Source organism: Achromobacter sp. GW823-FHT04E03 (assembly GCF_058796095.1).
The window spans coordinates 336,839-362,065 of sequence record NZ_JBXAIJ010000004.1 but is presented as its reverse complement, the minus strand read 5'-3'; the positions used below and the strand labels follow the sequence as shown (position 1 = coordinate 362,065).

Annotated in this window: 19 protein-coding genes; 13 read left to right on the top strand and 6 right to left on the bottom strand. The window is 65.9% G+C overall.

All coding sequences use genetic code 11. From position 1 onward, the window contains the following. Positions 1 to 4: 4 nt before the first annotated feature. From AC1RHV_RS26780 to AC1RHV_RS26760, 5 genes are all read left to right on the top strand, one after another. The gene (locus AC1RHV_RS26780) at positions 5 to 682 is read left to right on the top strand and encodes an alpha/beta hydrolase (RefSeq protein WP_492302275.1); all 678 of its coding nucleotides are present in this window, start codon (positions 5 to 7) and stop codon (positions 680 to 682) included. Positions 683 to 1,019: 337 nt separating this feature from the next. Beyond that, on the top strand, positions 1,020 to 2,024 hold the full coding sequence (locus AC1RHV_RS26775; RefSeq protein WP_166738364.1) for an ABC transporter substrate-binding protein: 1,005 nt from the start codon (positions 1,020 to 1,022) through the stop codon (positions 2,022 to 2,024). Further along, positions 2,024 to 2,839: an ABC transporter ATP-binding protein gene (locus AC1RHV_RS26770; protein WP_042797538.1), complete on the top strand. Its 816-nt coding sequence runs from the start codon at positions 2,024 to 2,026 to the stop codon at positions 2,837 to 2,839. Before AC1RHV_RS26775 ends, AC1RHV_RS26770 begins: the two co-directional genes overlap by 1 nt. A gap of 3 nt (positions 2,840 to 2,842) precedes the next feature. After that, on the top strand, positions 2,843 to 3,679 hold the full coding sequence (locus AC1RHV_RS26765) for an ABC transporter permease (RefSeq protein WP_054458365.1): 837 nt from the start codon (positions 2,843 to 2,845) through the stop codon (positions 3,677 to 3,679). Positions 3,680 to 3,688: 9 nt separating this feature from the next. Then, entirely contained in the window at positions 3,689 to 4,381 is a 693-nt protein-coding gene (locus tag AC1RHV_RS26760) for an isochorismatase family protein (protein ID WP_492302274.1), read from the top strand. Positions 4,382 to 4,393: 12 nt separating this feature from the next. Here the strand turns inward: AC1RHV_RS26760 and AC1RHV_RS26755 are convergent, their stop codons facing one another. Continuing rightward, positions 4,394 to 6,835: a bifunctional acetate--CoA ligase family protein/GNAT family N-acetyltransferase gene (locus AC1RHV_RS26755; RefSeq protein ID WP_492302273.1), complete on the bottom strand. Its 2,442-nt coding sequence runs from the start codon at positions 6,833 to 6,835 to the stop codon at positions 4,394 to 4,396. Between the two features lie 120 nt (positions 6,836 to 6,955). Here AC1RHV_RS26755 and gltX point away from each other — a divergent pair, with 120 nt between their 5' ends. Then, entirely contained in the window at positions 6,956 to 8,362 is a 1,407-nt protein-coding gene (gltX, locus tag AC1RHV_RS26750) for a glutamate--tRNA ligase (RefSeq protein WP_054458359.1), read from the top strand. A gap of 75 nt (positions 8,363 to 8,437) precedes the next feature. Here the strand turns inward: gltX and AC1RHV_RS26745 are convergent, their stop codons facing one another. The 3 genes from AC1RHV_RS26745 to AC1RHV_RS26735 form a co-directional block, all read right to left on the bottom strand. Then, positions 8,438 to 9,637, bottom strand: a complete 1,200-nt coding sequence (locus AC1RHV_RS26745) for an MFS transporter (RefSeq protein WP_192353469.1) — start codon at positions 9,635 to 9,637, stop codon at positions 8,438 to 8,440. Between the two features lie 97 nt (positions 9,638 to 9,734). After that, positions 9,735 to 10,241, bottom strand: coding sequence for a hypothetical protein (locus tag AC1RHV_RS26740; RefSeq protein WP_054458355.1), 507 nt, complete (start codon positions 10,239 to 10,241; stop codon positions 9,735 to 9,737). Positions 10,242 to 10,430: 189 nt separating this feature from the next. Further along, the gene (locus AC1RHV_RS26735) at positions 10,431 to 11,330 is read right to left on the bottom strand and encodes a LysR family transcriptional regulator (RefSeq protein WP_054458353.1); all 900 of its coding nucleotides are present in this window, start codon (positions 11,328 to 11,330) and stop codon (positions 10,431 to 10,433) included. 85 nt (positions 11,331 to 11,415) lie between these two features. Between AC1RHV_RS26735 and AC1RHV_RS26730 the strand changes: the two genes are divergently transcribed. Then, entirely contained in the window at positions 11,416 to 12,261 is an 846-nt protein-coding gene (locus AC1RHV_RS26730; RefSeq protein WP_492302272.1) for an alpha/beta fold hydrolase, read from the top strand. Positions 12,262 to 12,325: 64 nt separating this feature from the next. Further along, a complete protein-coding gene (locus tag AC1RHV_RS26725; protein ID WP_054458547.1) occupies positions 12,326 to 13,291 on the top strand; it encodes a Bug family tripartite tricarboxylate transporter substrate binding protein in 966 nt (321 codons plus the stop codon). 59 nt (positions 13,292 to 13,350) lie between these two features. On the opposite strand, the gene AC1RHV_RS26720 is transcribed toward AC1RHV_RS26725, so the two are convergent. Next, complete coding sequence (locus AC1RHV_RS26720) at positions 13,351 to 13,800, bottom strand: Lrp/AsnC family transcriptional regulator (protein ID WP_008159001.1); 450 nt, start codon at positions 13,798 to 13,800, stop codon at positions 13,351 to 13,353. A 129-nt stretch (positions 13,801 to 13,929) separates the two neighbouring features. Between AC1RHV_RS26720 and AC1RHV_RS26715 the strand changes: the two genes are divergently transcribed. The 5 genes from AC1RHV_RS26715 (at position 13,930) to AC1RHV_RS26695 (ending at position 23,742) form a co-directional block, all read left to right on the top strand. Further along, complete coding sequence (locus AC1RHV_RS26715) at positions 13,930 to 17,436, top strand: indolepyruvate ferredoxin oxidoreductase family protein (RefSeq protein ID WP_054458350.1); 3,507 nt, start codon at positions 13,930 to 13,932, stop codon at positions 17,434 to 17,436. A gap of 302 nt (positions 17,437 to 17,738) precedes the next feature. Continuing rightward, entirely contained in the window at positions 17,739 to 20,672 is a 2,934-nt protein-coding gene (locus tag AC1RHV_RS26710; protein ID WP_492302271.1) for a ribonucleoside-diphosphate reductase subunit alpha, read from the top strand. 20 nt (positions 20,673 to 20,692) lie between these two features. After that, the gene (locus AC1RHV_RS26705; RefSeq protein ID WP_054458346.1) at positions 20,693 to 21,892 is read left to right on the top strand and encodes a ribonucleotide-diphosphate reductase subunit beta; all 1,200 of its coding nucleotides are present in this window, start codon (positions 20,693 to 20,695) and stop codon (positions 21,890 to 21,892) included. Between the two features lie 424 nt (positions 21,893 to 22,316). Next, complete coding sequence (locus AC1RHV_RS26700) at positions 22,317 to 23,000, top strand: histone H1-like DNA-binding protein (protein ID WP_192330146.1); 684 nt, start codon at positions 22,317 to 22,319, stop codon at positions 22,998 to 23,000. A 181-nt stretch (positions 23,001 to 23,181) separates the two neighbouring features. Then, positions 23,182 to 23,742: a YggT family protein gene (locus AC1RHV_RS26695; RefSeq protein WP_054458342.1), complete on the top strand. Its 561-nt coding sequence runs from the start codon at positions 23,182 to 23,184 to the stop codon at positions 23,740 to 23,742. Positions 23,743 to 23,769: 27 nt separating this feature from the next. On the opposite strand, the gene AC1RHV_RS26690 is transcribed toward AC1RHV_RS26695, so the two are convergent. Next, positions 23,770 to 25,212: a D-alanine--poly(phosphoribitol) ligase gene (locus AC1RHV_RS26690; protein ID WP_175161244.1), complete on the bottom strand. Its 1,443-nt coding sequence runs from the start codon at positions 25,210 to 25,212 to the stop codon at positions 23,770 to 23,772. Positions 25,213 to 25,227 lie beyond the last annotated feature (15 nt).

Sequence of the window (25,227 nt, the reverse complement as noted above, 5' to 3'; positions counted from 1 at the left end):
GTCCATGAACGCTCCGACCGACCTGCTCGATTGCATCGAGATCGAAACCGCCCCCAATCCCACGCACGCCGTGATCTGGCTGCACGGCCTGGGCGCCGACGGCAACGACTTCGCGCCCATCGTGCCGGAGCTGGACCTGCCGGCCGGCGCGTCGGTGCGCTTCGTATTCCCCAACGCGCCGGTGCAACGCGTGACGATCAATAACGGCATGGCGATGCGCTCCTGGTACGACATCCTGGTCATGGACCTGGTGCGCGTCGAGGACGCCAGCGGCATACGCGCCTCCGAGGCTGCGATCCACAAGCTGATCGCGCGCGAAAACGCGCGCGGCATCCCGACCTCGAAGATCGTGCTGGCGGGCTTTTCACAGGGCTGCGCCATGACCCTGCACACCGGCATCCGCCTGCCGGAAAAGCTGGCGGGCATGATGGGCCTGTCGGGCTACCTGCCGCTGCTGGACACGGCCGAGGCCGAACGCCACAGCGCCAATCACGACACGCCCATCTTCCTGGCCCACGGCCAGTACGACCCGGTGGTGTCGCTGCCGCGCGCCCAGGCCTCGCTGGCCGAACTGCAGCGCCTGGGTTACGACGTGCAATGGCACACCTACCCCATGCCGCACTCGGTCTGCGCCGAGGAAGTGGCGGATATCTCCAAGTTCCTGTATCAAGTCCTGGTCTGAGGACCATGCAGGGCCGCGCCCGGCGGCCCTGATCGCGGCAGATCGGCGCCCGGCGCCCCTGCCCGCCCACTCGCAGGCCCTGGCGGCCTGCGATTTCATTTTGTATACCAAGTGGTATCCCAGCCTGGAATTTTCATAGGCTGGCTTTCTTGCGTCCATAGAGAAAAACGCCAACTGCAAAAAGCTTGTCGCCTATTTGTATTGAATATAGTATTCGATCCAAGCCTTACCGGCCCGAGCAAGCAGTTCGGGCTTCCCTGTTGTTGTTGTCGATCCATCCCATTGGCCGTGTCGCGCCGGGTTTCGGCGTGGCATTCAAGACGCAGGAGAAAGTCCCGTGAAATCCTTGCCATCGCCCCGTCTGGCGGTTGCGGCGCTGCTCGCGCTGTTCGCCCCCCTGGCCGTCCAGGCCGAAGCCCTCAATCCCCCCGTGAAGGTCCGCTACGAAGAAGTGGTGCGGTCCATTCTTTACGTGCCCAAGTACGTGGCCCTGTCGCAGGGCTACTTCAAGGACGCCGGCCTGGACGTGTCCATGAAGACCTCGCAAGGCACCGACAAGGGCATGACCGCCCTGCTGTCCGGCAGCGCCGACATCGTGCTGATCGGGCCCGAAGCGTCCATCTACGTCCACAACAGCGAATCCCCGGTCAAGCCCAAGATCTTCGCCGGTCTGACCGCCACCGACGGCTTCTTCCTCTTGGCGCGCAAGCCGGTGGAGAAGTTCGACTGGTCCATGCTCAAGGGCAAGGAAGTGATCGGCTTTCGCCCCGGCTCCAATCCCATCGTGTTCCTGGAAACGGCGCTGCGCAAGCATGGCGTGGATCCGCAAAAGGACGTGAAGCTGCTGAACAATATCGGCATTCCCGCGCGCGCGGGCGCCTGGATGGCCGGCCAGGGCGAATACGGCATCTTTCTTGAACCCGAGGCCGGCGAACTGGTGCGCAACGGCAAGGGCTACATCGTCGCCTCGGTGGGCCACGAAGTCGGCCAGGTGGACTACACCGTTTTCACCGCCACCGACAAGTACATCCGCGACAACCCCAAGGTCATCCAGGCCTGGACCGACGTGGTGGCGCGCGCCGAAAAATACGTGAAGGACACGCCCGCGGCCACGCTGACGCCGCAGATCATGACTTACTTCCCCGGCATGGACCAGGCCGCGGTGACCGAGGCCATCGAGCGCTACAAGAAGTACCAGATCTGGAAGACCACGCCGCTGGTGACGGCCGAAGCCATGAACCAGTTGCAGGACATGCTGATCGCCAGCGCGGTCATGAAGGACAACGCCCGCGTGAAGTACGAGGACGTGGTGGTGACCGACTTCGCGAAGAAGGCCCAATGATGGGCGCCGTTATCCACAACCTGAAGCCGGACACCGCCACGGCGAAGATCGAACTGCGCGAGGTCTGTCTTTCCTATTTCACCCAGGAAGGCGAGACGGAGGCGCTGTCGAATGTGTCGTTCACGCTGGCGGCGGGCGAATTCGTCAGCCTGATCGGGCAAAGCGGCTGCGGCAAGAGCACCCTGCTGTCGCTGATCGCCGGCCTGATTCCGCCGACCTCGGGCGCCGTGATGATAGACGGCCAGGCCGTGACCAAGCCCAATCCGCGCATCGGCTACATGCTGCAGCAGGACTACCTGTTCGAGTGGCGCACCATCCTGGACAACGTCATGCTGGGCGCGGAGATCCAGGGCCGGCGCGATGCGCGCAGCGAGGCGCGCGCCGTGCATCTGCTGGAGAAATGCGGACTGGGCGCGTTCCTGTCGCACACGCCGCGCCAGTTGTCGGGCGGCATGCGGCAGCGCGCCGCGCTGGCCCGCACCCTGGTCACCGAGCCGGACGTGATCCTGCTGGACGAGCCTTTCTCGGCGCTGGATTCGCAGACCCGGCTGGCAATCTCCGACGAAGTGGTGGACATCCTGAGGCGCGAAGGCAAGACCGTGGTGCTGGTCACCCACGACATCGGCGAAGCCATCGCCATGACCGACCGTGTGATCGTGCTGTCGCGCCGTCCCGGCCGCCTGAAGAGCCAGTACCGCATCCATTACGGCGACGGCCAGGCGCGGCCGACGCCATTCCAGGCGCGCTCGCGGCCGGAATTCAATACCTACTTCAAACAGCTGTGGGACGAGCTCGATGTCCACGTGGAGGGTTGACCCATGAACGCGCCCGTCGCCAACACCGTTCCGCTGCGCGCCGTGCGCGCGCCCAGCGAGAAGTACCTGAACTACCTCCGGCGCGACCGCGCCCGCCGCCGGCATATCCGCGTCGCGCAGGCGCTGCTCTTGGCCGTGTTCCTGTGCGCCTGGGAAATCCTGCCGCGCATGCACATTCTCAACCCGCTCCTGACCAGCTACCCCAGCGCGCTGTGGCCGACGTTCATCGAACTCTGGAACAACGGCAACCTGGGCAAGCACATCATGACCACGCTGAGCGCCACGCTGGTGGGCTTCGGCCTGAGCATGGCGATCGGCATCGTGGTGGCGGCGGCGCTGTGGTGGTCGGACTTCCTGTACAAGGTGCTGGACCCCTTCCTGGTGGTGGCCAATGCCATGCCCAAGATCGCCTTCGTGCCGATCTTCTACCTGTGGCTGGGGTCGGACTACGCGGTGTACGGCATGGCCGTGGCGATCGCGGTGTTCGTGACCATCATGGTGGTGTATGCGGGCTTTCGCGGCATCGACCTGAACAAGGTGAAGCTGGCCCACACCTTCGGCGCCAGCCGCTGGCAGGTGCTGACCAAGGTGGTGCTGCCGGGCAGCGTGCCCACGTTGATCGCGGCGGTGAAGATGAACATCGGCCTGGCGCTGGTTGGGGTGATCGTGGGCGAGTTCCAGTCGGCGGATTCCGGCCTGGGCTTTCTCATCATGAACGGCAGCCAGGTGTTCAAGCTGAACATCGTCATGACCGCCATCGCCATCCTGGCCGTGATCTCCAGCGTGATGTACCTGATCGTCTACCGCATCGAAGCCGCCATCGCGCGGCGCTACGGATAAGGAGCCGCCATGGAATTCCCAAAATGGGTGGAGGACCGCGTGATCGCCCGCCAGGGCCGCCTGCATCCCTATGACGAACTGCCCGCCGCGCGCCTCGCGGTGGTGGTGGTGGACATGCAGCAGTACTTCACGCTGCCCGGCTATCAGGGCGAATGCGCGCCGGCGCGCGAGATCATCGCCCCCATCAACCGCCTGTGCGACGCGGTGCGCGCCGCCGGCGGCACCATCGTGTGGGTGCAGACCGCTTCTGATAACGCCGACTCGTTCTGGTCGCACCATCACGGCGTGATGTTGACGCCGGAGCGCAGCGCCAGGCGCCTGGCAACACTGCGCCGCGATGCTCCCGGATATGCCTTGCATCAGGACCTGCATGCGCACGACGCCGACCTGCGCGTGACCAAGCGCTTCTACAGCGCCATGGCACCGGGCTCTTCCGAACTGGAGCCGCTGTTGCGCGGGCGCGGCGTGGACACGCTGCTGATCGCTGGCACGGTCACCAACGTGTGCTGCGAATCCACCGCCCGCGACGCGATGATGCGGGACTTCCGCACCATCATGGTGGACGACGCGCTGGCCGCCGTCACGCCCGCCGAGCACGAGCATGCGCTGCACGGCTGGATGCTGTTCTTCGGCGACGTGCTGTCGGTGGACGAATCGATCGCGCGGCTCAAGCCCGCCCAGGCGGCCAAAAAGACCGCCTGAACGGGCCTGGGATCAGGACAGGTTCAACCAGACCCGGCGCATCGTCGGGTCTTCCGGATCCGCGTCGTTGGTGAAGCCCAGGCTGGTCATCAGCGACAACATGGGCCGGTTGGTCGACAACACCAGGCCGTCGATGTATTCCAGCCCCTGTTCGCGCGCCGCGTCGATCAGCGCCGACATCAGCTGGCGGCCCAGGCCGCGGCGTTGCCAGTCGTCACCGATCACCAGCGCGTACTCCGCCCCCCTGCCGTCCGGATTGCGCAGGTAGTGCGCGAAGCCCACGAGGACCTCGCGCGGATGCCCGCGGTTGGCCGGGTTGGGCACCTGCGTGGCGGCCACGAGCGCCAGCTCGCGGTGGTAGTCCACCTGCGTGTAGCGCGACACCATGCGCGGGGTCAGCTCGCGCATCATGGACACGAAGCGCATGTAGCGCGAACGCTCCGACAGGCCGCGGATGAATTCCTGCAGCGGCTCGCCGTCCTCGGGACGGATGGGACGCAGCACCCAGGGGATGCCGTCGGCGAAGCGGCGCACCTGGACCAGCCGGGCCGGATACGGGTGGATCGCCATATGCGGATAGCCTGCGGTCTGCGGCGTTTCGCAGCCGGGCTTCTCGGTCAGCGTCATGCGCAATCCGCCGGCGCGCAGATGGGTTTCTCCGGCGTATAGCGGATCGATGTCCAGGGACTCGATATCCGGCAATTCCGACACCAGCTCGGACACCAGCACCACCGCCTGTTGCAGCGCCTCGGCGGCCATGTGGCCGATGCGCGGCGCCAGCACCCGGCGCCACAGCCGGCTGCGTTCGATCAGCTGGCGGGCCAGGAAGCCGTTGAGCGGCGGCAGGTCGACGCCGCGGTCGGATTGCGACAGCACCGCGTCCGGGCCGCCCGCGCCGAAGCGGATGACGGGGCCGAACTGCGGATCGCGCCGCACCCGGATCGCCATGGGGCGGGATTCCGGCTCGGCCGCCGCCACGTCCATCGGCGTGTCGCGCAGCGGCACGTAGAACAGGGCCAGCAGGCTGCGGATTTCAGAGGTATTCAGTTCGCGCCGGCATTCCGCGCGCACGCGCGCCAGGATCTCGCGCGCGGCGCCCAGGTCCGGCACGTGGCTGGCCGGCTCCGGCGGCTGTGTCTGCAGCAGCAGTTGCTGGTTGTAGTGATGGGTCGCCAGCACGCCGAAGGCATCGGCGGCCGATTCCGGCGTGCGGAAAGCCGAGGTGCCCGCGTCGTCCAGCATGCGCCGCAGCGGCCGCATGCCGGCATCGCCCATGAAACAGGTGACGACCGGCTTTTTCGCCTTGGGTGCGATCTGCGCCAGCTCGCGCGCCACCGCCGGCATGTCGGCCAGCGCGTCGGGTGCCAGCAGCACCAGCACGCCGTCCACGCCGGCATCGTCGAGCACCGCGTCCAGCATGGCGCGGATGCGTTCGGGCGTCAGCGGCGTGAAGGTGATGACGGGATTGGCGGTGGCCGCGTCCGGCTCCAGCATGGCCGCCAGCGTCCGCTGGGTCGCGGGCGCGAGTTCGGCGCGCAGCACGGCGGCGTCCGGACCGATCAGGTCCATGGCCAGCTGGGGCGGTCCGCTGCCGTTGGAGATCAGCGCCACGCGCCGGCCCTTGGGACGGCGCGTGTAGCCCAGCACCTTGACGGCCGAGAACAGCTGCACGAAATAGCGTACCCGCACCGCGCCCGCGCGGCGCAGCGCGGCGTCGAAGATGGCATCGGCGCTGTCGGTGTCCGCACGGCCGGCCTTCAGCACGATCACGGGCTTGATCGAAGCCGCGGCGCGCAAGGTGCTCATGAATTCGCGGGCCGGGCCCACGTCTTCCAGATAGAGCACGATGCTGTCCGTGCGCGGATCGCTGGCCAGGTAGTCCAGCACCTTGGACAGGCCCACCACCGCCTCGTCGCCCAGCGACACGGCGGTGGAAAAGCCGATGTGCACATCCTCGGCCCAATCCATGACCGCGGCCATGATGGAGCGCGACTGCGCCAACAGCGCCACGCGGCCGGCGCGCGCCAGCACCGGGTGCTGGCTCAGGTTCAGGCCGGCGTGCGGCCGCTGGGCGCCGAAAGAGCGCGGACCCAGCAACTCGCAGCGGTTTTCCTCGGCCCAGGCGCGGCACAGCGCCAGCGTGCCGCGCGGATACGGGTCGGGCAGTTCATGCGGCAACAGGATCACCGAGCGCGGCGCCAGCGTCGACAGCCTGCGCAGCGTTTCCGGCAGGACGGCGGGCGAAACGCAAACCAGGGCCAGATCAGGCCGTTCGCCCTGGGCCAGGCCCTGCAACGTGTCCGGCAGGTCCGGCGCGGCGCCGACTTCGCAGGCCACCACTGTGGTCTTGCCCTTGAGCGCGGGCGGCAATGAGGCCGCCGCCGGCAGCGGCCGGTCGGCGACGATCACCAGCGAGGCGGGCTCGAACATCGGAGCGAGAGCATGTCGCAACATGGTGTTAGCAGGCCCTAATCTAAAATACCCCTCATCGTAACAAGACAACCCCGCCCTACGTTTGACATGGGCCCAGCCTGACGCCGATTTGTGGCGCCGCAGCCGCTATCATTGCCACCTATGACTTCCAACGCCTCTACCCCCATTCGTACCCGTTTCGCGCCCTCGCCCACGGGTTTCCTGCATCTGGGCGGCGCCCGCACGGCGCTGTTCTCCTGGGCCTTCGCGCGCCACCACCAAGGCACCTTCGTGCTGCGCATCGAAGACACGGACGTCGAACGCTCCACGCCGGAAGCGGTGCAGGCCATCCTGGACAGCATGGACTGGCTGGGCATGCAGCCCGATGAAGGCCCCTTCTACCAGATGCAGCGCATGGACCGCTACCGCGAGGTGGTCGCGCAGATGCTGGCCGCCGGCACCGCATACCACTGCTACAGCTCGCCCGAGGAAGTGGAAGCCATGCGCGAAGCCGCCCGCGCCCGCGGCGACAAGCCGCGCTACGACGGCACCTGGCGTCCCGAACCCGGCAAGACCCTGCCGGCCATCCCGGAAGGCCGCAAGCCCGTGGTGCGCTTCAAGAACCCGCAGGAAGGCGCGACCTCCTGGAACGACATGGTCAAGGGCACGATCAGCTTCGACAACACCGAACTCGACGACCTGATCATCGCGCGCCCGGACGGCACGCCCACCTACAACTTCTGCGTCGTGGTCGACGACTGGGACATGGGCATCACCCACGTGCTGCGCGGCGACGACCACGTCAATAACACCCCGCGCCAGATCAACATCCTGCGCGCGCTGGGCGCCACGCTGCCCGAATACGGCCACGTGCCCATGATCCTGGGTCCGGACGGCGAAAAGCTGTCCAAGCGCCACGGCGCCGTCAACGTCATGGAGTACGACAACGAAGGCTATCTGCCGGAAGCCATGGTCAACTACCTGGCGCGCCTGGGCTGGAGCCACGGCGACGACGAACTCTTCTCGCGCGACCAGCTGGTGTCGTGGTTCGACACCAAGCACCTGTCCAAGTCGGCCTCGCAGTGGGATCCGAAGAAGCTGAACTGGGTCAACGCCCACTACATCAAGCAGATGGACAACGCCGAACTGGCCGAGCGCGTGGCGCCGCGCGTGGCGAACCGCGGCGGCCATCCGGAAAAGATCGACCTGCCGGGCGTCATGGGCCTCTTGAAGGACCGCGCTGAAACGCTGGAACAACTGGCCGACGGCGCCATGCTGTTCTGCGCCGAGTTCAAGGGCGCGCCCGCCGAGCTGGCCGAGCAACACCTGACCGCGCCTGCGCGCGAAGCGCTGGCCGACTTCGCCCAGCGCGCCCAGGACGCGGACTGGACCCGCGAAGCCCTGTCTGCCCTGATCAAGGCCGTGCTGGCCGACCGCGGCATGAAGATGCCGCAACTGGCCATTCCCCTGCGCGTCGCCGTCACCGGTCAGACCCAGACCCCGGCCGTGGACGCCGTGCTGGCCCTGCTGGGCAAGCAGACGGTGCTCAAGCGCCTGGCTGCGATCTAAGCGCCTGTCCCAAAAACACCGCGGGCCTTGCTCATCCTGGAATGAGCAAGGCCCGCGGTGTTTTCAGCCGTTCCTTCAGGCTTGCTGGATGGCCGCGCGCGCCTTCAATGCGCGCGCGAAGAACGCGCCCAGCAAGGGCAACAGCGCCGCCGAGCCGCCAAACAACGCGGCAGGCCCGATCTCGTCGACCACCGCGCCCGCCAAGGCCACGCCCGCCGCCTGGCCCATGAACAGGCAGGACGCGAACCACGCGACGGCCGTGCCGCGCGCCGACGGCACCATCTGCGTCGCATTCGTCTGCAACGTGGCATGCAGCAGGTAGTAGCCGAAACCCGCCAGCACGCTGGCCAGCAAGCTCCACATCCAAACCGGACCTAGCAAATACGACAGGAACGCCACGCCCAGCACCAGTCCGCCGGCGATCGCCAGCCCGCGTTCCCCCAGGCGTTTCAGGATGCGGCCGGCAACCACCGTATAAAGCAAGCCGCCGACGGCATACACGGCCACCAGCGCGCCCGCGGCGGTCAGAGAGATACCGAAGCGTTCATGCAGGTAGGAAGGCGCAAAGGCCAGGGCGCCGAACACCAGCAGGCCTTCGACGAATACCGTCGCCAGCACGATGCGCGCCCAGGGCGTACTCAACACCAGCCGCGCCTGCGCCACGAAGCCCTGGCGCGCCGCGCCGGGATCCACCTGGCCCAGGCCCGAGACCTGCTGGCGCCGCACTTCCAGCAACAGCAGCACGCCCACTATCAGATAGCCGCAGACCAGCGCGGCGAACGCCCAGCGCCAGCCCACGGTGTCGGCAAACAGGCCGCCAGCCAGTTGGCCGGCCGACATGCCGAGGATGGTGCCGGTCAGGAAACGCGCCAGGGTGGCCTGGCGGCGTTCGTAGGGCACGTTGTCGCCGATCCAGGCCATCGACAACGGCACGATGCCCGCCCCCGCGGCGCCGGAGAGGACGCGGCAGAACACCAGCACGTCCAGCGACCCGGCAACCACGGCGCCGGCGCTGCCCAGCGCGCAGGCAAAGGTCGCGATGCTGACGACGCGGTACTTGCCGTAGCGGTCGCCCAGGGGCCCGAAGAACATCTGCAACACGCCGTAGGCCACGGCGAACGCGGTCACGGCGCGCGCGGCCTGGCCTGTAGTGGTGCCGAATTCCGCCGCCAGCTGCGGCAACATGGGATCACAAATGCGGAAGGCGCTGGCGCTGACGAAAGCGGCCAGGGCAAGCAGCGCGATGGCGCGCGCTTCGGAGGACAAGGCAGGCATGGATGACCGGCTGCGGGCGATGGGTGAAGACCGCACCTTACCGCAGCCCGGCCATCTTGGCTTTGCCGCGGGGCGGAATGTCCGTCCCGCGCAACGCTCAATAAGGCAGGCGGTAGCCCGTGGGCATGCGGCGCGCGGTCATGACCTGGCCGCCGTTCTTCAGCTCGCGCATCGTCAGGCGGGTCTTCTCGACCTTTTCGACGCGGTAGCGGTTCAGGTAGATCGGATCGTTGGCGTCCACCAGTTCGCCAGCGGACTTGGTGGTCTGCATCGTGTAGATGCCGTCCGCCACGCTCCAGCAGCCGGTCTCGCGCAACGCGGGACGCGTCTTGCGGCCGATCTTCAGCAGGGATTCATAGGCCATGGTGCCATCGGCGGACAGCACGATCAGCGATTGCAGATCGCCGCTGACATCGCGCGGGCGGCTGTTCGACAGCCAGGTGCCTATCATGGGATCGCCGGCCTTGGCGGGCACGCAGGCCACCGGCTTGGGCGGTTCCGCGGGCTGGGCCTCGGTGATGGTGGCGGGCTTTCTGGCGGCGCAGCCGGCCAGGATCAGAACGGCGCAGGCGACGCCCGCCGTACGCAAATACACACTGCTCATGACTTCCTCAACACGTCTGTCGACGCGCCGCACCGAGCACCCCGGCGCGTCCCTCGCGCAGCAAACATCACGCACTCTAAAGAGCCGTTTGCGAAGAATCAACGGCGATCCGCGACCAGTGCAATTGCGCAACAGTAGGCCCCGGAATTGGCCTGTTTTATGGCCGCAAATCGCAAAAATGCGTTGGTTTCAAGCGACAGTGCGGCCGCGTTTCGCGGCCTTCGCGCGCAGCATTTCCTCCATGCGCGCAGCAGCCGGAGACAGGCTGCGGCCGGCCAGCCGGGTGATGCCCAGTTCACGCTCGATGCGCGGGGCGGATAGCGGCACGAAGGCCAGTCCGCGTGAGTCCGGCGGCACGCCCAGCCGCGCCAGCACCGTGACGCCGACGCCGCGTTCCAGCATGGCCAGAAGCGACATCATGTTGGACACGAAGACCTGCCGGTCCAGCATGAAGGCCGCCTGCGGATAGCCGGCAAGCTGGCGATGGGCGATGGTGCCGACCAGAGGCAGGTCCTCGATCTCGCGCCAGGTCACCGATTTGCGCCTGGCCAGCGGATGGCCGCGATGGCAGACCAGGCCGAAGGCGTCACGCAGCAAAGGCTCGAACGACAGTCGCCGGTCCTGCGACACCGGACTGCACACGCCCAGCTCCGCCTCCCCTGCCAGCACCATGCGCTCCACGCCTTCCGAGTTGTCGTCGAACAGGCGCAACGCCACCGCCGGATAGCGTTCGCGGTACGTCGCCACCAGTTCCGGCAACCAGTGCGTGGCCACGGTGGCAACGGACGCCATGGTCAAGGTGCCGGCCTCGTTGCTTGCCAGCCCCGACAGCGCGCCCGCCACGCGGTCGTGGTGCTGCACCAGTTCACGCGCCAGCGGCAGGCAATCCTGCCCGAATCGCGTAAGCGTGCCACGGTTGCCCGGCTCGAACAGCGGCTGCCCCAGGCGCTGCTCCATCTCGCGGATGGACAGCGACAACGCCGGCTGTGAGCGGAAGGCCCGCGCCGCGGCCGCGCGGAAGCTGCGCAGCTCGGCCACCAGCAGGAAGTGGCGGTAGTGCGTGATGGAAATCTCGGGCAAGGGGCGCATGGCTGACCTCGATTAGTGAAACTTATCCAATCATATGAAAAATAAAGTTTTCTGATAATTTGGCCGCACCTAAGATGGCCGCACCATGAATGCCGACTCGCTGCTCCCGCCTCTTTCCACCCGCGCCGACCCGCTGGATTTCAACCGCATCGACCAATTGCCCGCGCATCCCGCCGGCCAGGGCCGCCTGATAGTCGGCGCCGATCCTCGGGACGACAGGCCAGGCCTGCTGTTCGTGCCCGGCGCTTACCACGGCGCCTGGTGCTATGCGCACTATCTGGATTTCTTCGCCCGCGCCGGCCTCGCCTGCGCGGCGCTGGATCTGCGCGGCCACGGCGCCCTGCCCCAGGACGCGGCGTTTGCGTCGGTTGGCATCGCCGACCTGGGCCAGGATGTCGTCAGCGCGCTGGACGCGCTGGCTCGTCCCACGGTCGTCATCGGCCACAGCATGGGCGCGCTGCCCGCGCTGCTGGGCGCCAGCCAGCGGACGGTGGAGGGCGTGGTCCTGCTGGCGCCGTCGCCGCCCGGCGACCTGCCCGGCGCGCAAGCGCTGCCCCCTGTCCCCGAAGGCCTGCCGCGCAGCGCGCCGAACGACGCCGAAATCCGCGCGCGCTTTCTGGCGACCTCGCCAGACCGCAACGTCGCCTCGGTATCGCGGCGCCTGTGCCCCGAAAGTCCGGAAGTGCTCAACGACCGTTATCTGCTGCGCGTGCCCGTCGACGCCGCCGCCATCCACGCTCCCGGCCTGTGCCTGGAAGCCGGCCTGGACACGCATGACCGCCATCCGCCAGGCCAGGATCTGGCGATCGCGCGCCGCTTCGGTTTTTCCCACGCCGTGCTTGCCGGCCAACCGCATTGCATGATGTACGCGGACCAATGGCAAGTCAGCGCCGCCGCCATCCTGGATTGGCACCACAGCCAATTCGGTTGATCGCCCCCCCAATACCAACGACAACAACGACAACGACGCGCAATCGCGCCATCAGGAGACAAGCATGTCCATTCCCCGTTCCCTCCGTCCGGCCCTGATCGGCGCCGGCCTGCTGCTGGCCGCGGCCTCGCACGCCGCCGGCTGGCCCGAGAAACCCGTGACCCTCATCGTGCCGTCCGCCGCCGGCGGCGCGGCCGACCTCACCGCGCGCACCCTGGCGCAATACCTGGGCGAAAAGACCGGCCAGACCGTGGTGGTCGAGGACCGTCCCGGCGCCGGCGGCATCGTCGGCACCAACGCCGCAAAGAACGCCGCGGCGGACGGCTATACCTTCCTGCTGTCCACCAACTCCACCCACTCGGCCAACCAGTTCCTCTACAAGAGCCTGCCCTACGACGCGCAGAAGGACTTCCGCCAGGTCGGCATGCTGGGCACCTTCGGCACGGTCGGCGTGGTGTCGCCCGACAGCCCGTACCGCACGGTGCCCGACCTGGTCGCCTATGCCAAGCAGCATCCCGGACAGGTCTTCTTCGGCTACTACAGCTCGTCCTCGCAAGTGCCGTCCGAACTGTTGAAGCAGCGCGCCGGCATCGAGATCACCGGCGCGGCCTACAAGAACATCACGCAGATCATCACCGACCTGCGCGGCAAGCAGATCAACTTCGCCTTCGTCGACTACTTGACCGCGATGGGCCAGATCGACGGCAAGGGGCTCATCCCCATCGCCGTCACCGGCGCCCAGCCGCATGCGGCCTGGCCCAGCGTGCCGACCATGGCCACCTACTATCCGGATTTCGTCGTTGCCGGCTGGCTCGGCCTGTCGGCCCCGGCAGGCACGCCGCAGGACATCGTGGAAAAGATGAACGCCCACATGCAGGCGGCGGTGAAGGACGAAGCGACTGCGAAGAAGCTGCGCGCCCTGGGCCTGACGCCGGAATCGATGGACGTGGCGCGCTTCGATGCCTTTGTGAAGGAAGACACCGCGCGCTGGAAGGAATGGATCCGGATCTCGGGCATCCAACCCCAATAAATTCGCGGCCCTCCCTATATCTATATAGAGAGGGCCCGTTTTATCTACAGCGGTTTTATCTACAGCGGCAGGCGCTGCTCGTGCTTGATTTCGCGCAGCGCGACGATGGTGCGCGTCTGCCGTATGCCCGGCATGTTGAACAGGAAGCGGTGCAGGAAACGGTCATAGGCCTCCGGGCTTTCGACCAGGATCTTCAGCAGGAAGTCCGAATCCCCCGTCACCGCGTAGCACTCCAGGATTTCGGGCGCGTCGCGCACCGAGCGCTCGAAGTTTTCGACCGTATTGGCGGAGTGCCGTTCCAGGCTGATCTGCGCGAACATGCAGCCCAGCCCCACCTTGCTGCGGTCCACCTGGGCGCTATAGCCCTGGATCACCCCGCTGGCCTCCATCGCCTTCACCCGCCGCCACACCGGCGCGGCCGACAGCCCCACCTTCTCTGAAAGCTGCTGCGCCGAGGCCCGGCCGTCCTCCTGCAAGGCCTTGAGGATGCCGATATCGGTCTTGTCCATCGCTTAGTCTCCTGGTTTTTATCGAACACGAAACGTTCATTGCGAATTATAGGGATAGCACGATCCAAAAACGCAATAAACCTGATGGCTCGCGAACCTATCATGGTGCCGAAACCAGGAGTATTCACCATGGACGGTACCCCCGCCGCCGAACCCCAGCTGGACCTCGAGTACCAGCTCGCCGACAACCTCACCCGCAGCTCCGGCCGCATCTTCATGACCGGCACCCAGGCGCTGGTGCGCATCATGCTCACCCAAGCCCGGATGGACCGCGAACGCGGCCTGAACACGGCCGGCTTCGTCTCGGGCTACCGCGGCTCGCCGCTGGGCGGCGTGGACATGGCCATGTGGAAGGCGCAAAAGGCGCTGGACGCCAACCAGATCACCTTCCTGCCCGCCATCAACGAAGACATGGCGGCCACCGCGGTCATGGGCACCCAGCAGGCCGGCGTGCGCGCCGACCGCAACGTCGATGGCGTCTATGCCATGTGGTACGGCAAGGGCCCCGGCGTGGATCGCGCCGGCGACGCGCTGCATCATGGCAACGCGGCGGGCGCATCGCGCAACGGCGGCGTGCTGGTGGTGGTGGGCGACGACCACACCGCCGTCTCGTCCTCCATCCCGCACTCCAGCGAGGCCTCGCTGATCGGCTGGCAGATGCCCATCGTGCATCCCGCCTCCATCGACGAATACGAAACCTTCGCGCTGTGGGGCTGGGCCCTGTCGCGCTACTCGGGCACCTGGGTCGCCTTCAAGGCCGTGTCCGAAACCATCGAATGCGGGCATTCCTTCGTTCCCGCCCCCGCCCAGCGCTACGACATGCCGGCGGATCCGGACATGCCGCCCGAATCGCTGGAATATTCCGCGCGCGACTTCCTGTCGCTGGCGATCGAAACGCGCATGAACCTGCGCATGAAGGCCGTGGCCGCATTCGCGCGCCGCCACAGCATCGACCGCCTGACCTGTCCGGCGCCCAAGGCCACTGTCGGCATCGTCACGGTGGGCAAGGCGCACCTGGACACCATAGAAGCGCTGTCGCGCCTGGGCGTGGACACCGTCACCGCCAACGCGCCGGTGCGCATCTACAAGCCCGGCCTGACCTGGCCGCTGGATAGCGAACGTCTGCTGGAATTCGCGCGCGGCCTCTCGCACATCCTGGTGGTCGAGGAAAAGGGCGCCGTGGTCGAAAGCCAGATCAAGGACCTGCTGTTCAACCTGCCGGACCGCCCCACCGTCATCGGCAAGAAAGGCTTCGACGGCGAAGCGCTGGTGCCCTCGGCCGGCCAGCTGCGCCCTTCCCTGCTGGCGCAGCCGCTGGCCAGCTGGCTCAGCCGCGCCGCCGGCCTGCCGCTGGCGGCGGACCTGTCCGCATTCGCGTGCCAGGCGCCGTTGTCCAACGATGCCGACGGCATGCGCCGCCGCCCCTATTTCTGTTCGGGCTGCCCGCACAGCACCTCGACCAAGGTGCCCGAAGGCAGCCAGGCCCTGTCGGGCGTGGGCTGCCACTACATGGCCGCCTGGATGGACCGCGACACCGGCGGCCTGACGCAGATGGGCGGCGAAGGCGTGGACTGGATCGGCCTGTCGCGCTACACCAAGATGCCGCACATCTTCCAGAACATGGGAGAAGGCACCTATTACCACTCCGGCTATCTCGCCATCCGCCAGGCCGTGGCCGCCAAGGCCAACATCACCTACAAGATCCTGTTCAACGACGCCACGGCCATGACGGGCGGCCAACCCATCGACGGCCCGATCTCGGTGCCCAGCATCTGCCAGCAACTGCGCGGCGAGAACGTGGCCCGCATCGTCGTCACCACCGACGAACCCGAAAAGTACCAAGGCGTGGACCTGGGCGCCGGCATCAAGGTGCACCACCGCCGCGAACTGGACGCGCTGCAGCGCGAGCTGCGCGAGATCCCCGGCGTGACCGTGCTGATCCATGACCAGACCTGCGCCGCTGAAAAGCGCCGCCGCCGCAAGAAGAACCAATTTCCCGACCCGGCGCGCCGCATGCTGATCAACAGCGCCGTCTGCGAAGGCTGCGGCGACTGCGGCGTGCAATCGAACTGCCTGTCGGTGGTGCCGCTGGAAACGCCCTATGGCCGCAAGCGCGCCATCGACCAGTCCAGCTGCAACAAGGACTATTCCTGCGCCGAAGGCTTCTGCCCCAGCTTCGTCTCCGTGATGGGCGGCAAGCCCAAGAAGAGCGCGGCGCCCAAGGCCGACCAGGAACGCCTGCAGAAATTGATCGCGCAATTGCCCCTGCCGGCCATGCCCGCGCTGGACCATCCCTATCGCCTGCTGGTCGCCGGCATGGGCGGCACCGGCGTCATCACCATCGGCGCCATCGTGTCGATGGCGGCGCATCTGGAAGGCCTGTCCGCCGCGGTGCTGGACCTGACCGGCCTGGCGCAGAAAGGCGGCACGGTCGTCAGCCACATCCGCCTGGCGCCTGCCGGCGCGCCTGCCGGCCCGGTACGCCTGGACTGGCAGCAGGCCGACGCCGCGATCCTGTGCGACCCGGTCGCCTCCGTGGCGCCGGACTCGCTGGGCGCGCTGCGCCGCGGCCACACCCAGGTCACGGTCAACAGCTACGTGGCCCCGGTCTCCGACTTCACCCGCAACCCGGACGCGGCCATGCGGCCCGAAGCGCTGCTGGCCAAGATCCGCCACGCCGCGGGCGAATCCAACACCGTCGCGATCGACGCGCACGAGGCCGCGCTGGCGCTGTTCGGCGACAGCATCCTGTCCAATATGTTCATGCTGGGCTATGCCTGGCAGCGCGGCGGCGTGCCGCTGTCGCAGGCCGCCATCAACCGCGCCATCGAACTCAACGGCGTGGCCGTGGCCGCCAACCGGGCTGCCTTCGACAGCGGCCGTCTGGCAGCGCACCAGCCCGACGCGCTGGAAGGCGCGTTGCGCCCGCGCGCCCAGGTCGTGCAACTGCACGTGCCCGAATCGTTCGAACGCGCCGTCGCCCGCCGCATCGAAGACCTGACCGCCTATCAAAACGCCGACTACGCCCGCCAGTTCCAGGACGTGGTCGAGGCTGTCGCGGCGCGCGAACGCGAATTGGCGCCCGACGCCAAGACGCCGCGCCTGGCGCTCGCTGTCGCGCGCGGCCTCTTCAAGCTCATGGCCTACAAGGACGAGTACGAAGTCGCGCGGCTCTACACGGGCGCCTCCTTCCAGGCGCAGTTGCAGGGCCAGTTCGAAGGCGACTACAGCCTGCGCTTTCACATGGCCCCGCCCATCTTCGCCCGCAAGGACCCGCGCACCGGCGTGCCGCGCAAGATGACGCTGGGCCCGCGCACCATGACCGCGCTGAAAATGCTGACGCGCCTGAAGGGCCTGCGCGGCACCTGGTTCGATCCCTTCGGCCACACCGCCGAACGCAAGATGGAACGGGCGCTGGTGCGCGAGTACCGCCAGACCATAGACCAGTTGCTCGCAGGGTTGACCCGCGACAAGCTGGCTCAAGCGGCTACAATCGCCGGCCTTGCAGAAACCATCCGCGGCTTCGGTCACGTGAAGGCTGCAAACGTCGAGAAGTATCGGACGGAGTTGGGCCGCTTGATGCAAACCTATACGGCGCCTGCCCCGCGCGATATGCCCCTGCGGAAGACCGCATAAACATTCGCTCCGAGCGGCACCTTCCTGGGCGCGCCTTGCTGGGCGCGCCTAGTGCATTTGGTAACAACCTTTTGTGAACTTCGTCTTATTTTTTTCTTGTCCCTGTCGTACTCGATCACTAGAATTAGTGTCCAACGAGGGGTGCTACACTATATGTTGTGGTCGCTTAAGAGCTGATTCCCGTCGGCCACGCCTTTTGGACTAAGCCGTCCTAGCGTTACGACCCCCTCAAAAGATCCGATTTTGTACCTGACATGACGCCGTCATGTCGCTATCTACGCGCTTTTCGCACAGGAGCTTCCATGCAGACTACGATCGCCTCTGTGACCCGGCCCTCGGCCGTGCCGCCCTCCCAAACCGATTCCCCTGCCGACCCCAATGGCGGGCAATGGGCCAGCTACAACATCATTCGCCGCAATGGCTCGGTGGTCGGGTTCGAACCCAACAAGATCGCCATCGCCATGACCAAGGCCTTCCTGGCCGTCAACGGCGGCCAGGGCGCGGCCTCCGCGCGCGTGCGTGAGCTGGTCGAGAACCTGACCGGCCAGGCCGTCAACGCGCTGGTGCGCAACCGCCCCAACGGCGGCACCTTCCATATTGAAGACATCCAGGACCAGGTCGAACTGGCCCTGATGCGCTCGGGCGAACACGACGTCGCCCGCGCCTACGTGCTGTACCGCGAAAAGCGCACGCAGGAACGCGCTGCCGCCGCTGCCGCCGCCGCCGACAACCAGGAAAAGGCCGCCGCCCCGCAGGAACACGTGTTGAACGTGACCGACGCCGGCGTGCGCCGCCCGCTGGATCTGGCTGAGCTGCGCGCCACCATCGAAGCCGCCGGCGAAGGCCTGGCCGAATTCATCGACACGGAAGCGATCCTGAAGGAAACGGTCAAGAACCTCTACGACGGCATCCCCGTCGACGAAGTGTTCAAGTCCGCCATCCTGTCCGCGCGCGCGCTGGTCGAAAAGGACCCGGCCTACAGCCAGGTCACCGCCCGTCTGCTGCTGCACACGATCCGCAAGGAAGTGCTGGGCGAAGAAGTCTCGCAGGACGGCATGGCCGCCCGCTACGCCGAGTACTTCCCCACCTTCATCGCCCGCGGCATCGAAGGCGGCCTGCTGTCGCCCGATCTGGCCAGCTATGACCTGACCAAGCTGGGCCACGCCCTGAACGCCAAGCGCGACCTGCAATTCGGCTACCTCGGCCTGCAAACCCTGTACGACCGCTACTTCCTGCACATCCGCGGCACGCGCATCGAACTGCCGCAGGTGTTCTTCATGCGCGTGGCCATGGGCCTGGCGCTGCGCGAGACCGACCGCGAAGCCCGCGCCATCGAGTTCTACGAGATCCTGTCCTCGTTCGACTTCATGAGCTCGACGCCGACGCTGTTCAACTCGGGCACGCTGCACTCGCAGCTGTCGTCGTGCTACCTGACCACCGTCTCCGACGACCTGGAAGGCATCTACGACGCCATCAAGGAAAACGCGCTGCTGGCCAAGTACGCCGGCGGCCTGGGCAACGACTGGACCCCGGTGCGCGCGCTGCGCAGCCACATCAAGGGCACCAACGGCGAAAGCCAGGGCGTCGTGCCGTTCCTGAAGGTCGTCAACGACACCGCCGTCGCGGTCAACCAGGGCGGCAAGCGCAAGGGCGCTGTCTGCACGTACCTGGAATCGTGGCACCTGGACATCGAAGAATTCCTGGAACTGCGCAAGAACACCGGCGACGAGCGCCGCCGCACGCACGACATGAACACGGCGAACTGGATTCCCGACTTGTTCATGAAGCGCGTCATGGAAGGCGGCGAGTGGACGCTGTTCTCGCCGTCCGACTGCCCCGACCTGCACGACAAGTACGGCCGCGCCTTTGAAGAAGCCTACGTGGGCTACGAAGCGCGCGTCGCCAGCGGCGAGCTCAAGCTCTTCAAGAAGATGCCGGCGCTGAACCTGTGGCGCAAGATGCTGTCAATGCTGTTCGAAACCGGCCACCCCTGGATCACGTTCAAGGATCCTTGCAACATCCGTTCGCCGCAGCAGCACGTCGGCGTCGTGCACAGCTCGAACCTGTGCACCGAGATCACGCTGAACACCAACGAATCCGAAATCGCGGTGTGCAACCTGGGTTCCGTGAACCTGGTCGCGCACATGAAGCCGGCTGCCGACGGCGGTTTCGAACTCGACCACGACAAGATCAAGCGCACGGTCAGCATCGCCATGCGCATGCTCGACAACGTGATCGACATCAACTACTACGCCGTCGACAAGGCACGCAATTCCAACGCGCGTCATCGTCCGGTGGGCATGGGCATCATGGGCTTCCAGGACTGCCTGCAGATGATGCGCGTGCCTTACGCATCGCAATCCGCTGTCGAATTCGCCGACCGTTCGATGGAAGCCGTGTGCTATCACGCGTACTGGGCCTCGAGCCTGCTCGCTGAAGAGCGCGGCCGTTATCAATCGTATGAAGGCTCGCTGTGGTCGCGTGGCATCTTGCCGCAAGACACGTTGAAGATGCTGCGCGATGAACGCGGTGGTCACGTTGAAGTTGATGAGTCGAGCACGCTCGATTGGGATACGTTGCGCGCGCGCATCAAACAACATGGCATGCGCAACTCCAATTGCATCGCAATCGCCCCAACCGCGACTATTTCCAATATCATTGGTGTATCTGCGTGCATCGAACCCACTTTCCAGAACTTGTACGTCAAATCGAATCTCTCCGGCGAGTTCACGGTCGTTAACGATTACCTCGTGCGTGACCTGAAGAAACTCGGTCTCTGGGACGAAGTCATGGTCGCCGACCTCAAGTACTTCGACGGCAGCCTGTCCCGCATCGATCGCGTACCTTCCGAACTCCGCGACCTCTACGCCACCGCGTTCGAAGTCGAACCGAGCTGGCTGGTTGAATGCGCGTCGCGCCGCCAGAAGTGGATCGATCAAGCACAGTCGCTGAACATCTACATGTCGGGCGCGTCGGGCAAGAAGCTGGACGACACCTACAAGCTGGCCTGGAAGCGCGGCCTGAAGACGACCTACTACCTGCGTACGCTTGGCGCCACCAGCGCCGAGAAGTCCACGGGACGCGGCGGCGAATTGAACGCCGTCTCGGCGGGCGCACCGTCCGCTGGTCCTGCTGTCGCTGCTGCACCTGTTTTGCCGGAACCCGAAGTTCTCGGGGCGGTTTGCACCATGCGGCCGGGCGACCCCGGCTTCGAAGAGTGCGAAGCCTGCCAATAACCGCCTCCGGAGAATGAATCATGATTAATTGGGAAGACGACACCATCGCCACGCAACCTGCACAATCGCCCGCACCCGCGGCGGGCGGGCAGGCTGCGCCCGCAGTCCGGGCGGCGACCGGTGTTTTCGGCGACACCGCCATGCCGACGCCTGCCGCGCCTGAACACGCGGCTGGCCTGGCCGCCAGCGGCTCCGCCACCTCGCAACGCGTGAAGGTTGCCGACAAGCGCATCATCAACGGCCAGACCGACGTCAATCAGCTCGTGCCCTTCAAGTACAAGTGGGCATGGGAGAAGTACCTGGCGACGTGCGCCAACCACTGGATGCCGCAAGAGATCAACATGTCGCGCGACATCGCCCTCTGGAAGAACCCGAACGGGCTCACCGAGGACGAGCGCCGCATCGTCAAGCGCAACCTGGGTTTCTTCGTCACCGCCGACTCGCTGGCCGCGAACAACATCGTGCTGGGCACCTACCGCCACATCACGGCGCCCGAGTGCCGCCAGTTCCTGCTGCGCCAGGCGTTTGAAGAAGCGATCCACACGCACGCCTATCAATACATCGTCGAAAGCCTGGACCTGGACGAAGCGGAGATCTTCAACGCTTACAACGAAGTGCCGTCCATCCGCGCCAAGGACGAGTTCCTGATCCCGTTCATCGACGCGATCGCGGACCCCAACTTCAAGACGGGCACCCCCGAAGCCGACCAGACGCTGCTGAAGTCGCTGATCGTCTTCGCTTGCCTGATGGAAGGCCTGTTCTTCTACGTTGGCTTCACGCAGATCCTGGCGCTGGGCCGCCAGAACAAGATGACCGGCGCCGCCGAGCAGTACATGTACATCCTGCGCGATGAATCCATGCACTGCAATTTCGGCATCGACCTGATCAACACCGTCAAACTGGAAAATCCGCATCTGTGGACGCCGGAATTCCGCGAAGAAATTCGAGAACTCTTCCGCAAAGCGGTCGAACTCGAATACGCTTACGCCGAAGACACGATGCCGCGCGGCGTGTTGGGCTTGAACGCACCTATGTTCAAATCCTACCTGCGCTTCATCGCCAACCGTCGTTGCCAGCAAATCGGTATCGAACCGCTGTACCCGCAGGAAGAAAATCCCTTCCCGTGGATGGCGGAAATGATCGATCTTAAAAAGGAACGCAACTTTTTTGAAACTCGCGTGATCGAATACCAAACCGGTGGCACGCTGAGCTGGGAGTAAAAGCAGTACGTCATCAGGCCCGGCGCGGGCACGCTCCAGATGCAAGGAGCGTCGCGTTCGCGACAGGCTTGATGATGTTCTCCCTGGTCAGGGTGTTTTGCCGCCGGGCCGCCCCAAGGCAAAACGCGCCCCCTCGGGGGGCAGCAAGCCGAAGGCGCGGCGTGGGGGCAATCGAACACACGTAGAACAAGCGGTCGGCGGCCTGTGATCAGGTCGTCTACCGGCGCCATTTGAAATGGCTCGCGCCAAAGGAGCGGGGGCCATATCAAATGGCTGTGCCGAATTCATTAGCGCAAACCGTAGTAGCTGTTGCTCGCACAGAACAGCGGCTTGCGCCGATGAATAGCCCGGGCACGATGCGCCTTGTTGGCGGATCGGGGCACGGGTTTAAGTTCTGGGACCCCTGAACCTAAGGAGCATGACCATGGCAACAGCCAAGAAAGCCGTAAAGAAAGCGGTGAAGAAGCCCGCCGCCAAGAAGGCAGTAGCGAAGAAGGCCGCACCGGCCAAGAAAGCTGCCGTCAAGAAGGTAGCCGTCAAGAAAGTCGCTGCCAAGAAGCCGGCAGTGAAGAAGGTTGCCGCCAAGAAGCCGGCAGTCAAGAAGGTCGCCGCCAAGAAAGCGGTAGCCAAGAAGGCCGTCGCCAAGAAGGCCGTCGCCAAGAAAGCGGTAGCCAAGAAAGCGGTAGCCAAGAAGGTTGTCGCCAAGAAGGCCGTGGCCAAGAAAGCTGTCGCCAAGAAGGCGGTTGCCAAGAAAGCCGTAGCCAAGAAGGTCGTCGCCAAGAAGGCCGTCGCCAAGAAAGCGGTAGCCAAGAAGGCCGTCGCCAAAAAGGCTCCTGCTGCCAAGAAGGCGGTTGCCAAGAAGGCCGTAGCCAAGAAGGCGCCTGCCGCCAAGAAGGCTGTTGCCAAGAAGGCCCCCGCTGCCAAGAAGGCTCCTGCTGCAGCCAAGCCTGCTGCTGCCAAGAAGCCTGCTGCCGCCAAGAAGCCCGCTGCGAAGAAAGCCGCTCCGAAGAAGCCCGCAACGCCGCCGTCCACGGCTGCTGCTCCGGGCGCGAAGACCGCGCTGAACCCCGCCGCGTCGTGGCCGTTCCCGACGGGTGGCCGTCCTTAATCCGGACGGTTCGAAGCACTAGCTTCGCAGAGCCGCCTGGCTTAAGCCGGGCGGCTTTTTCGTGCCCGCGCGGCCCGGCATCGGCCAGCATCCTCCAGAACGGCGAGCGCGCGCGGCCTGCAGGCGATTTTTCGCCTGGGCATGCGACAATTGACTCCTCTTTTTCAGGGTGACCGTGTCCATGCTCGATGAAATCTTGCGTTTCCTTCTCGAAATCGTGTTCACGCTGTTTGGCGCGGCGCTGATTGCGCGCGCCTGGATGCACGCGATACGGCTGCACCCCTTCAACCCGTTGTCGCGCTTCATCTACCAAGTCACCAACTGGCTGGTGATGCCGCTGCGCAAGATCATTCCCGCCGGCAACAAGATCGACTGGACCAGCCTCGTCGCCGTGTGGTTGTCCGCGTTGGTCTATCTGGTGCTGATCTGGCTGGTGGTGATCGGTGCGCTGATTCCGCTGGATTACCTGCCCAGGGTCATGGGCTCGGCGCTGATCATGGCCGTCAAATGGGCGCTGAACCTAGTGGTATGGCTGACGCTGATCCAGGCCGTGCTGTCGTGGGTGAATCCGATGGCGCCCATGATGCCGCTGCTGCAGGCGCTGACCGCGCCCATGCTGGACCCCATCCGCCGCCTGCTGCCGCGCACCGCGATCGACTTTTCGCCGCTGGTGCTGCTGATCGTCGCGCAGGTGCTGTTGATGGTGCTGTCCAACATCAGCCAGCGCATGGTGGGTCTGTAAAGCGGCGGGGCCACGCCCCGCCGGCCCTTACGCCGGAATGCCGGCGTAGATCTCGACCAGCTTCTTGCGGTCGATCTTGTGATTGTTCGACATCGGTAGCGCCGCGCAGGCCACCAGCTCGGACGGCACCATATAAGGCGGCAGGCGCTGCGCCAGCCGCTCTTTCCAGCCCGCCAGCGCCTCAGGCGCCAAAATGCGCGGCGCCTGCTCCTCCACCCCCGCCACGAATCCGATCAAGCGCACCGCCGTGCCGTCGGGCCTGCGCAGCACTGCGCAGGCGCCGCCCTCCACGCCCGGCAGGCCATGCAGCGCTTCGTCGATCTCGGCAAGCTCGATGCGATAGCCGTTCAACTTGATCTGGTCGTCCATGCGGCCGCGGCAGAACAGCAGGCCGTCGCTCTCCATCTGGCCCAGGTCGCCCGTGCGGAAGGCGCGGCGGCCGTCAGCGTAGGTGTAGAGCTTGGCTTCGTTCAGGTCCGGGCGATTCAGATAACCGCGCATGACGTGGTCGCCCACGATGCAGATCTCGCCTTCGTCCACGATCAGCACGCTATCCGGCTTGGCATGCCCCACGGGCAGCGGGTCGTGCGCGGCCAGGACGGCGTCCGTGACTTCGATCCAGGTCGTCGCCACGGTGGCTTCCGTGGGGCCGTAGGTATTGAGGATGACGGCGTCCGGGAAACGCTGGCGCAGCTTCTTGGCCAGCGCCGCGGGCAGCGGCTCGCCGCAAAACAGGAAGGTGCGCAACCCAGGCAATGCAGCCGGCGAGAAATCGCGGTTGGCCAGTTGCTGATGCGCGAACGACGGCGTGGACACCCAGACCGTCACACCGTGCTCCGCCAGGCGGGCCATCCAGGCAGCAGGCGCGGCAATCTGTTCGCGTGCATTCAGCACGCAGCAACCGCCCGCGGCCAAGGTGGCGAACACTTCGTACATGGACAGGTCAAAGCTGAAGGGCGCCTGGTTCATGAACACGGGCGCTTCGCCCAGACCGAAGCTGCCCAGCATCCAGTCGCCCAGCAGGCCCACGCTTTCGCGGCCGATCTGCACGCCCTTCGGGTCACCCGTGCTGCCGGACGTGAACATGACGTAGGCCAGGCCGCGCTCGGCCAGCATGGCGCCCTCGCCCGACGTGAAGCTGCCGCTGGCGGCATCGAACACGGCGGCGGCGCGCACGATCTCGACGATGCGGCGCAAACGCTCTTGCGGATAGATGGTATCCACCGGCACGAACGGCGCCCCGATCAGCAAGGCGCCGACCATGGCGACGAAGAATGCAGCTTCCTTGTGACCATAGATGGCCACCGGCACGTCCGGCGCCACGCCCTGCCTGCGCGCCTCGTCGGCCCAGGCACCTGCCTCGGCGCGCAATTGCGACCAGCTCAGGCTGCGGTCGGCGGCGACGACCGCAGGCGCGTCGGGCGCATATCCGGTATCTGTGAACTGGAAAGACTTCAGATCGAAACGCATGCCGAAACTCCCGGC

Excerpts from the sequence above, each read along its gene's own strand:
- AC1RHV_RS26780 (WP_492302275.1), top strand. The coding sequence starts at position 5 with ATGAACGCTCCGACCGACCTGCTCGATTGCATCGAGATCGAAACCGCC.
- AC1RHV_RS26770 (WP_042797538.1), top strand. The coding sequence starts at position 2,024 with ATGGGCGCCGTTATCCACAACCTGAAGCCGGACACCGCCACGGCGAAG.
- AC1RHV_RS26765 (WP_054458365.1), top strand. The coding sequence starts at position 2,843 with ATGAACGCGCCCGTCGCCAACACCGTTCCGCTGCGCGCCGTGCGCGCG.
- AC1RHV_RS26760 (WP_492302274.1), top strand. The coding sequence starts at position 3,689 with ATGGAATTCCCAAAATGGGTGGAGGACCGCGTGATCGCCCGCCAGGGC.
- AC1RHV_RS26755 (WP_492302273.1), bottom strand. The coding sequence starts at position 6,835 with ATGTTGCGACATGCTCTCGCTCCGATGTTCGAGCCCGCCTCGCTGGTG.
- gltX (WP_054458359.1), top strand. The coding sequence starts at position 6,956 with ATGACTTCCAACGCCTCTACCCCCATTCGTACCCGTTTCGCGCCCTCG.
- AC1RHV_RS26745 (WP_192353469.1), bottom strand. The coding sequence starts at position 9,637 with ATGCCTGCCTTGTCCTCCGAAGCGCGCGCCATCGCGCTGCTTGCCCTG.
- AC1RHV_RS26740 (WP_054458355.1), bottom strand. The coding sequence starts at position 10,241 with ATGAGCAGTGTGTATTTGCGTACGGCGGGCGTCGCCTGCGCCGTTCTG.
- AC1RHV_RS26735 (WP_054458353.1), bottom strand. The coding sequence starts at position 11,330 with ATGCGCCCCTTGCCCGAGATTTCCATCACGCACTACCGCCACTTCCTG.
- AC1RHV_RS26730 (WP_492302272.1), top strand. The coding sequence starts at position 11,416 with ATGAATGCCGACTCGCTGCTCCCGCCTCTTTCCACCCGCGCCGACCCG.
- AC1RHV_RS26725 (WP_054458547.1), top strand. The coding sequence starts at position 12,326 with ATGTCCATTCCCCGTTCCCTCCGTCCGGCCCTGATCGGCGCCGGCCTG.
- AC1RHV_RS26720 (WP_008159001.1), bottom strand. The coding sequence starts at position 13,800 with ATGGACAAGACCGATATCGGCATCCTCAAGGCCTTGCAGGAGGACGGC.
- AC1RHV_RS26715 (WP_054458350.1), top strand. The coding sequence starts at position 13,930 with ATGGACGGTACCCCCGCCGCCGAACCCCAGCTGGACCTCGAGTACCAG.
- AC1RHV_RS26710 (WP_492302271.1), top strand. The coding sequence starts at position 17,739 with ATGCAGACTACGATCGCCTCTGTGACCCGGCCCTCGGCCGTGCCGCCC.
- AC1RHV_RS26705 (WP_054458346.1), top strand. The coding sequence starts at position 20,693 with ATGATTAATTGGGAAGACGACACCATCGCCACGCAACCTGCACAATCG.
- AC1RHV_RS26700 (WP_192330146.1), top strand. The coding sequence starts at position 22,317 with ATGGCAACAGCCAAGAAAGCCGTAAAGAAAGCGGTGAAGAAGCCCGCC.
- AC1RHV_RS26695 (WP_054458342.1), top strand. The coding sequence starts at position 23,182 with ATGCTCGATGAAATCTTGCGTTTCCTTCTCGAAATCGTGTTCACGCTG.
- AC1RHV_RS26690 (WP_175161244.1), bottom strand. The coding sequence starts at position 25,212 with ATGCGTTTCGATCTGAAGTCTTTCCAGTTCACAGATACCGGATATGCG.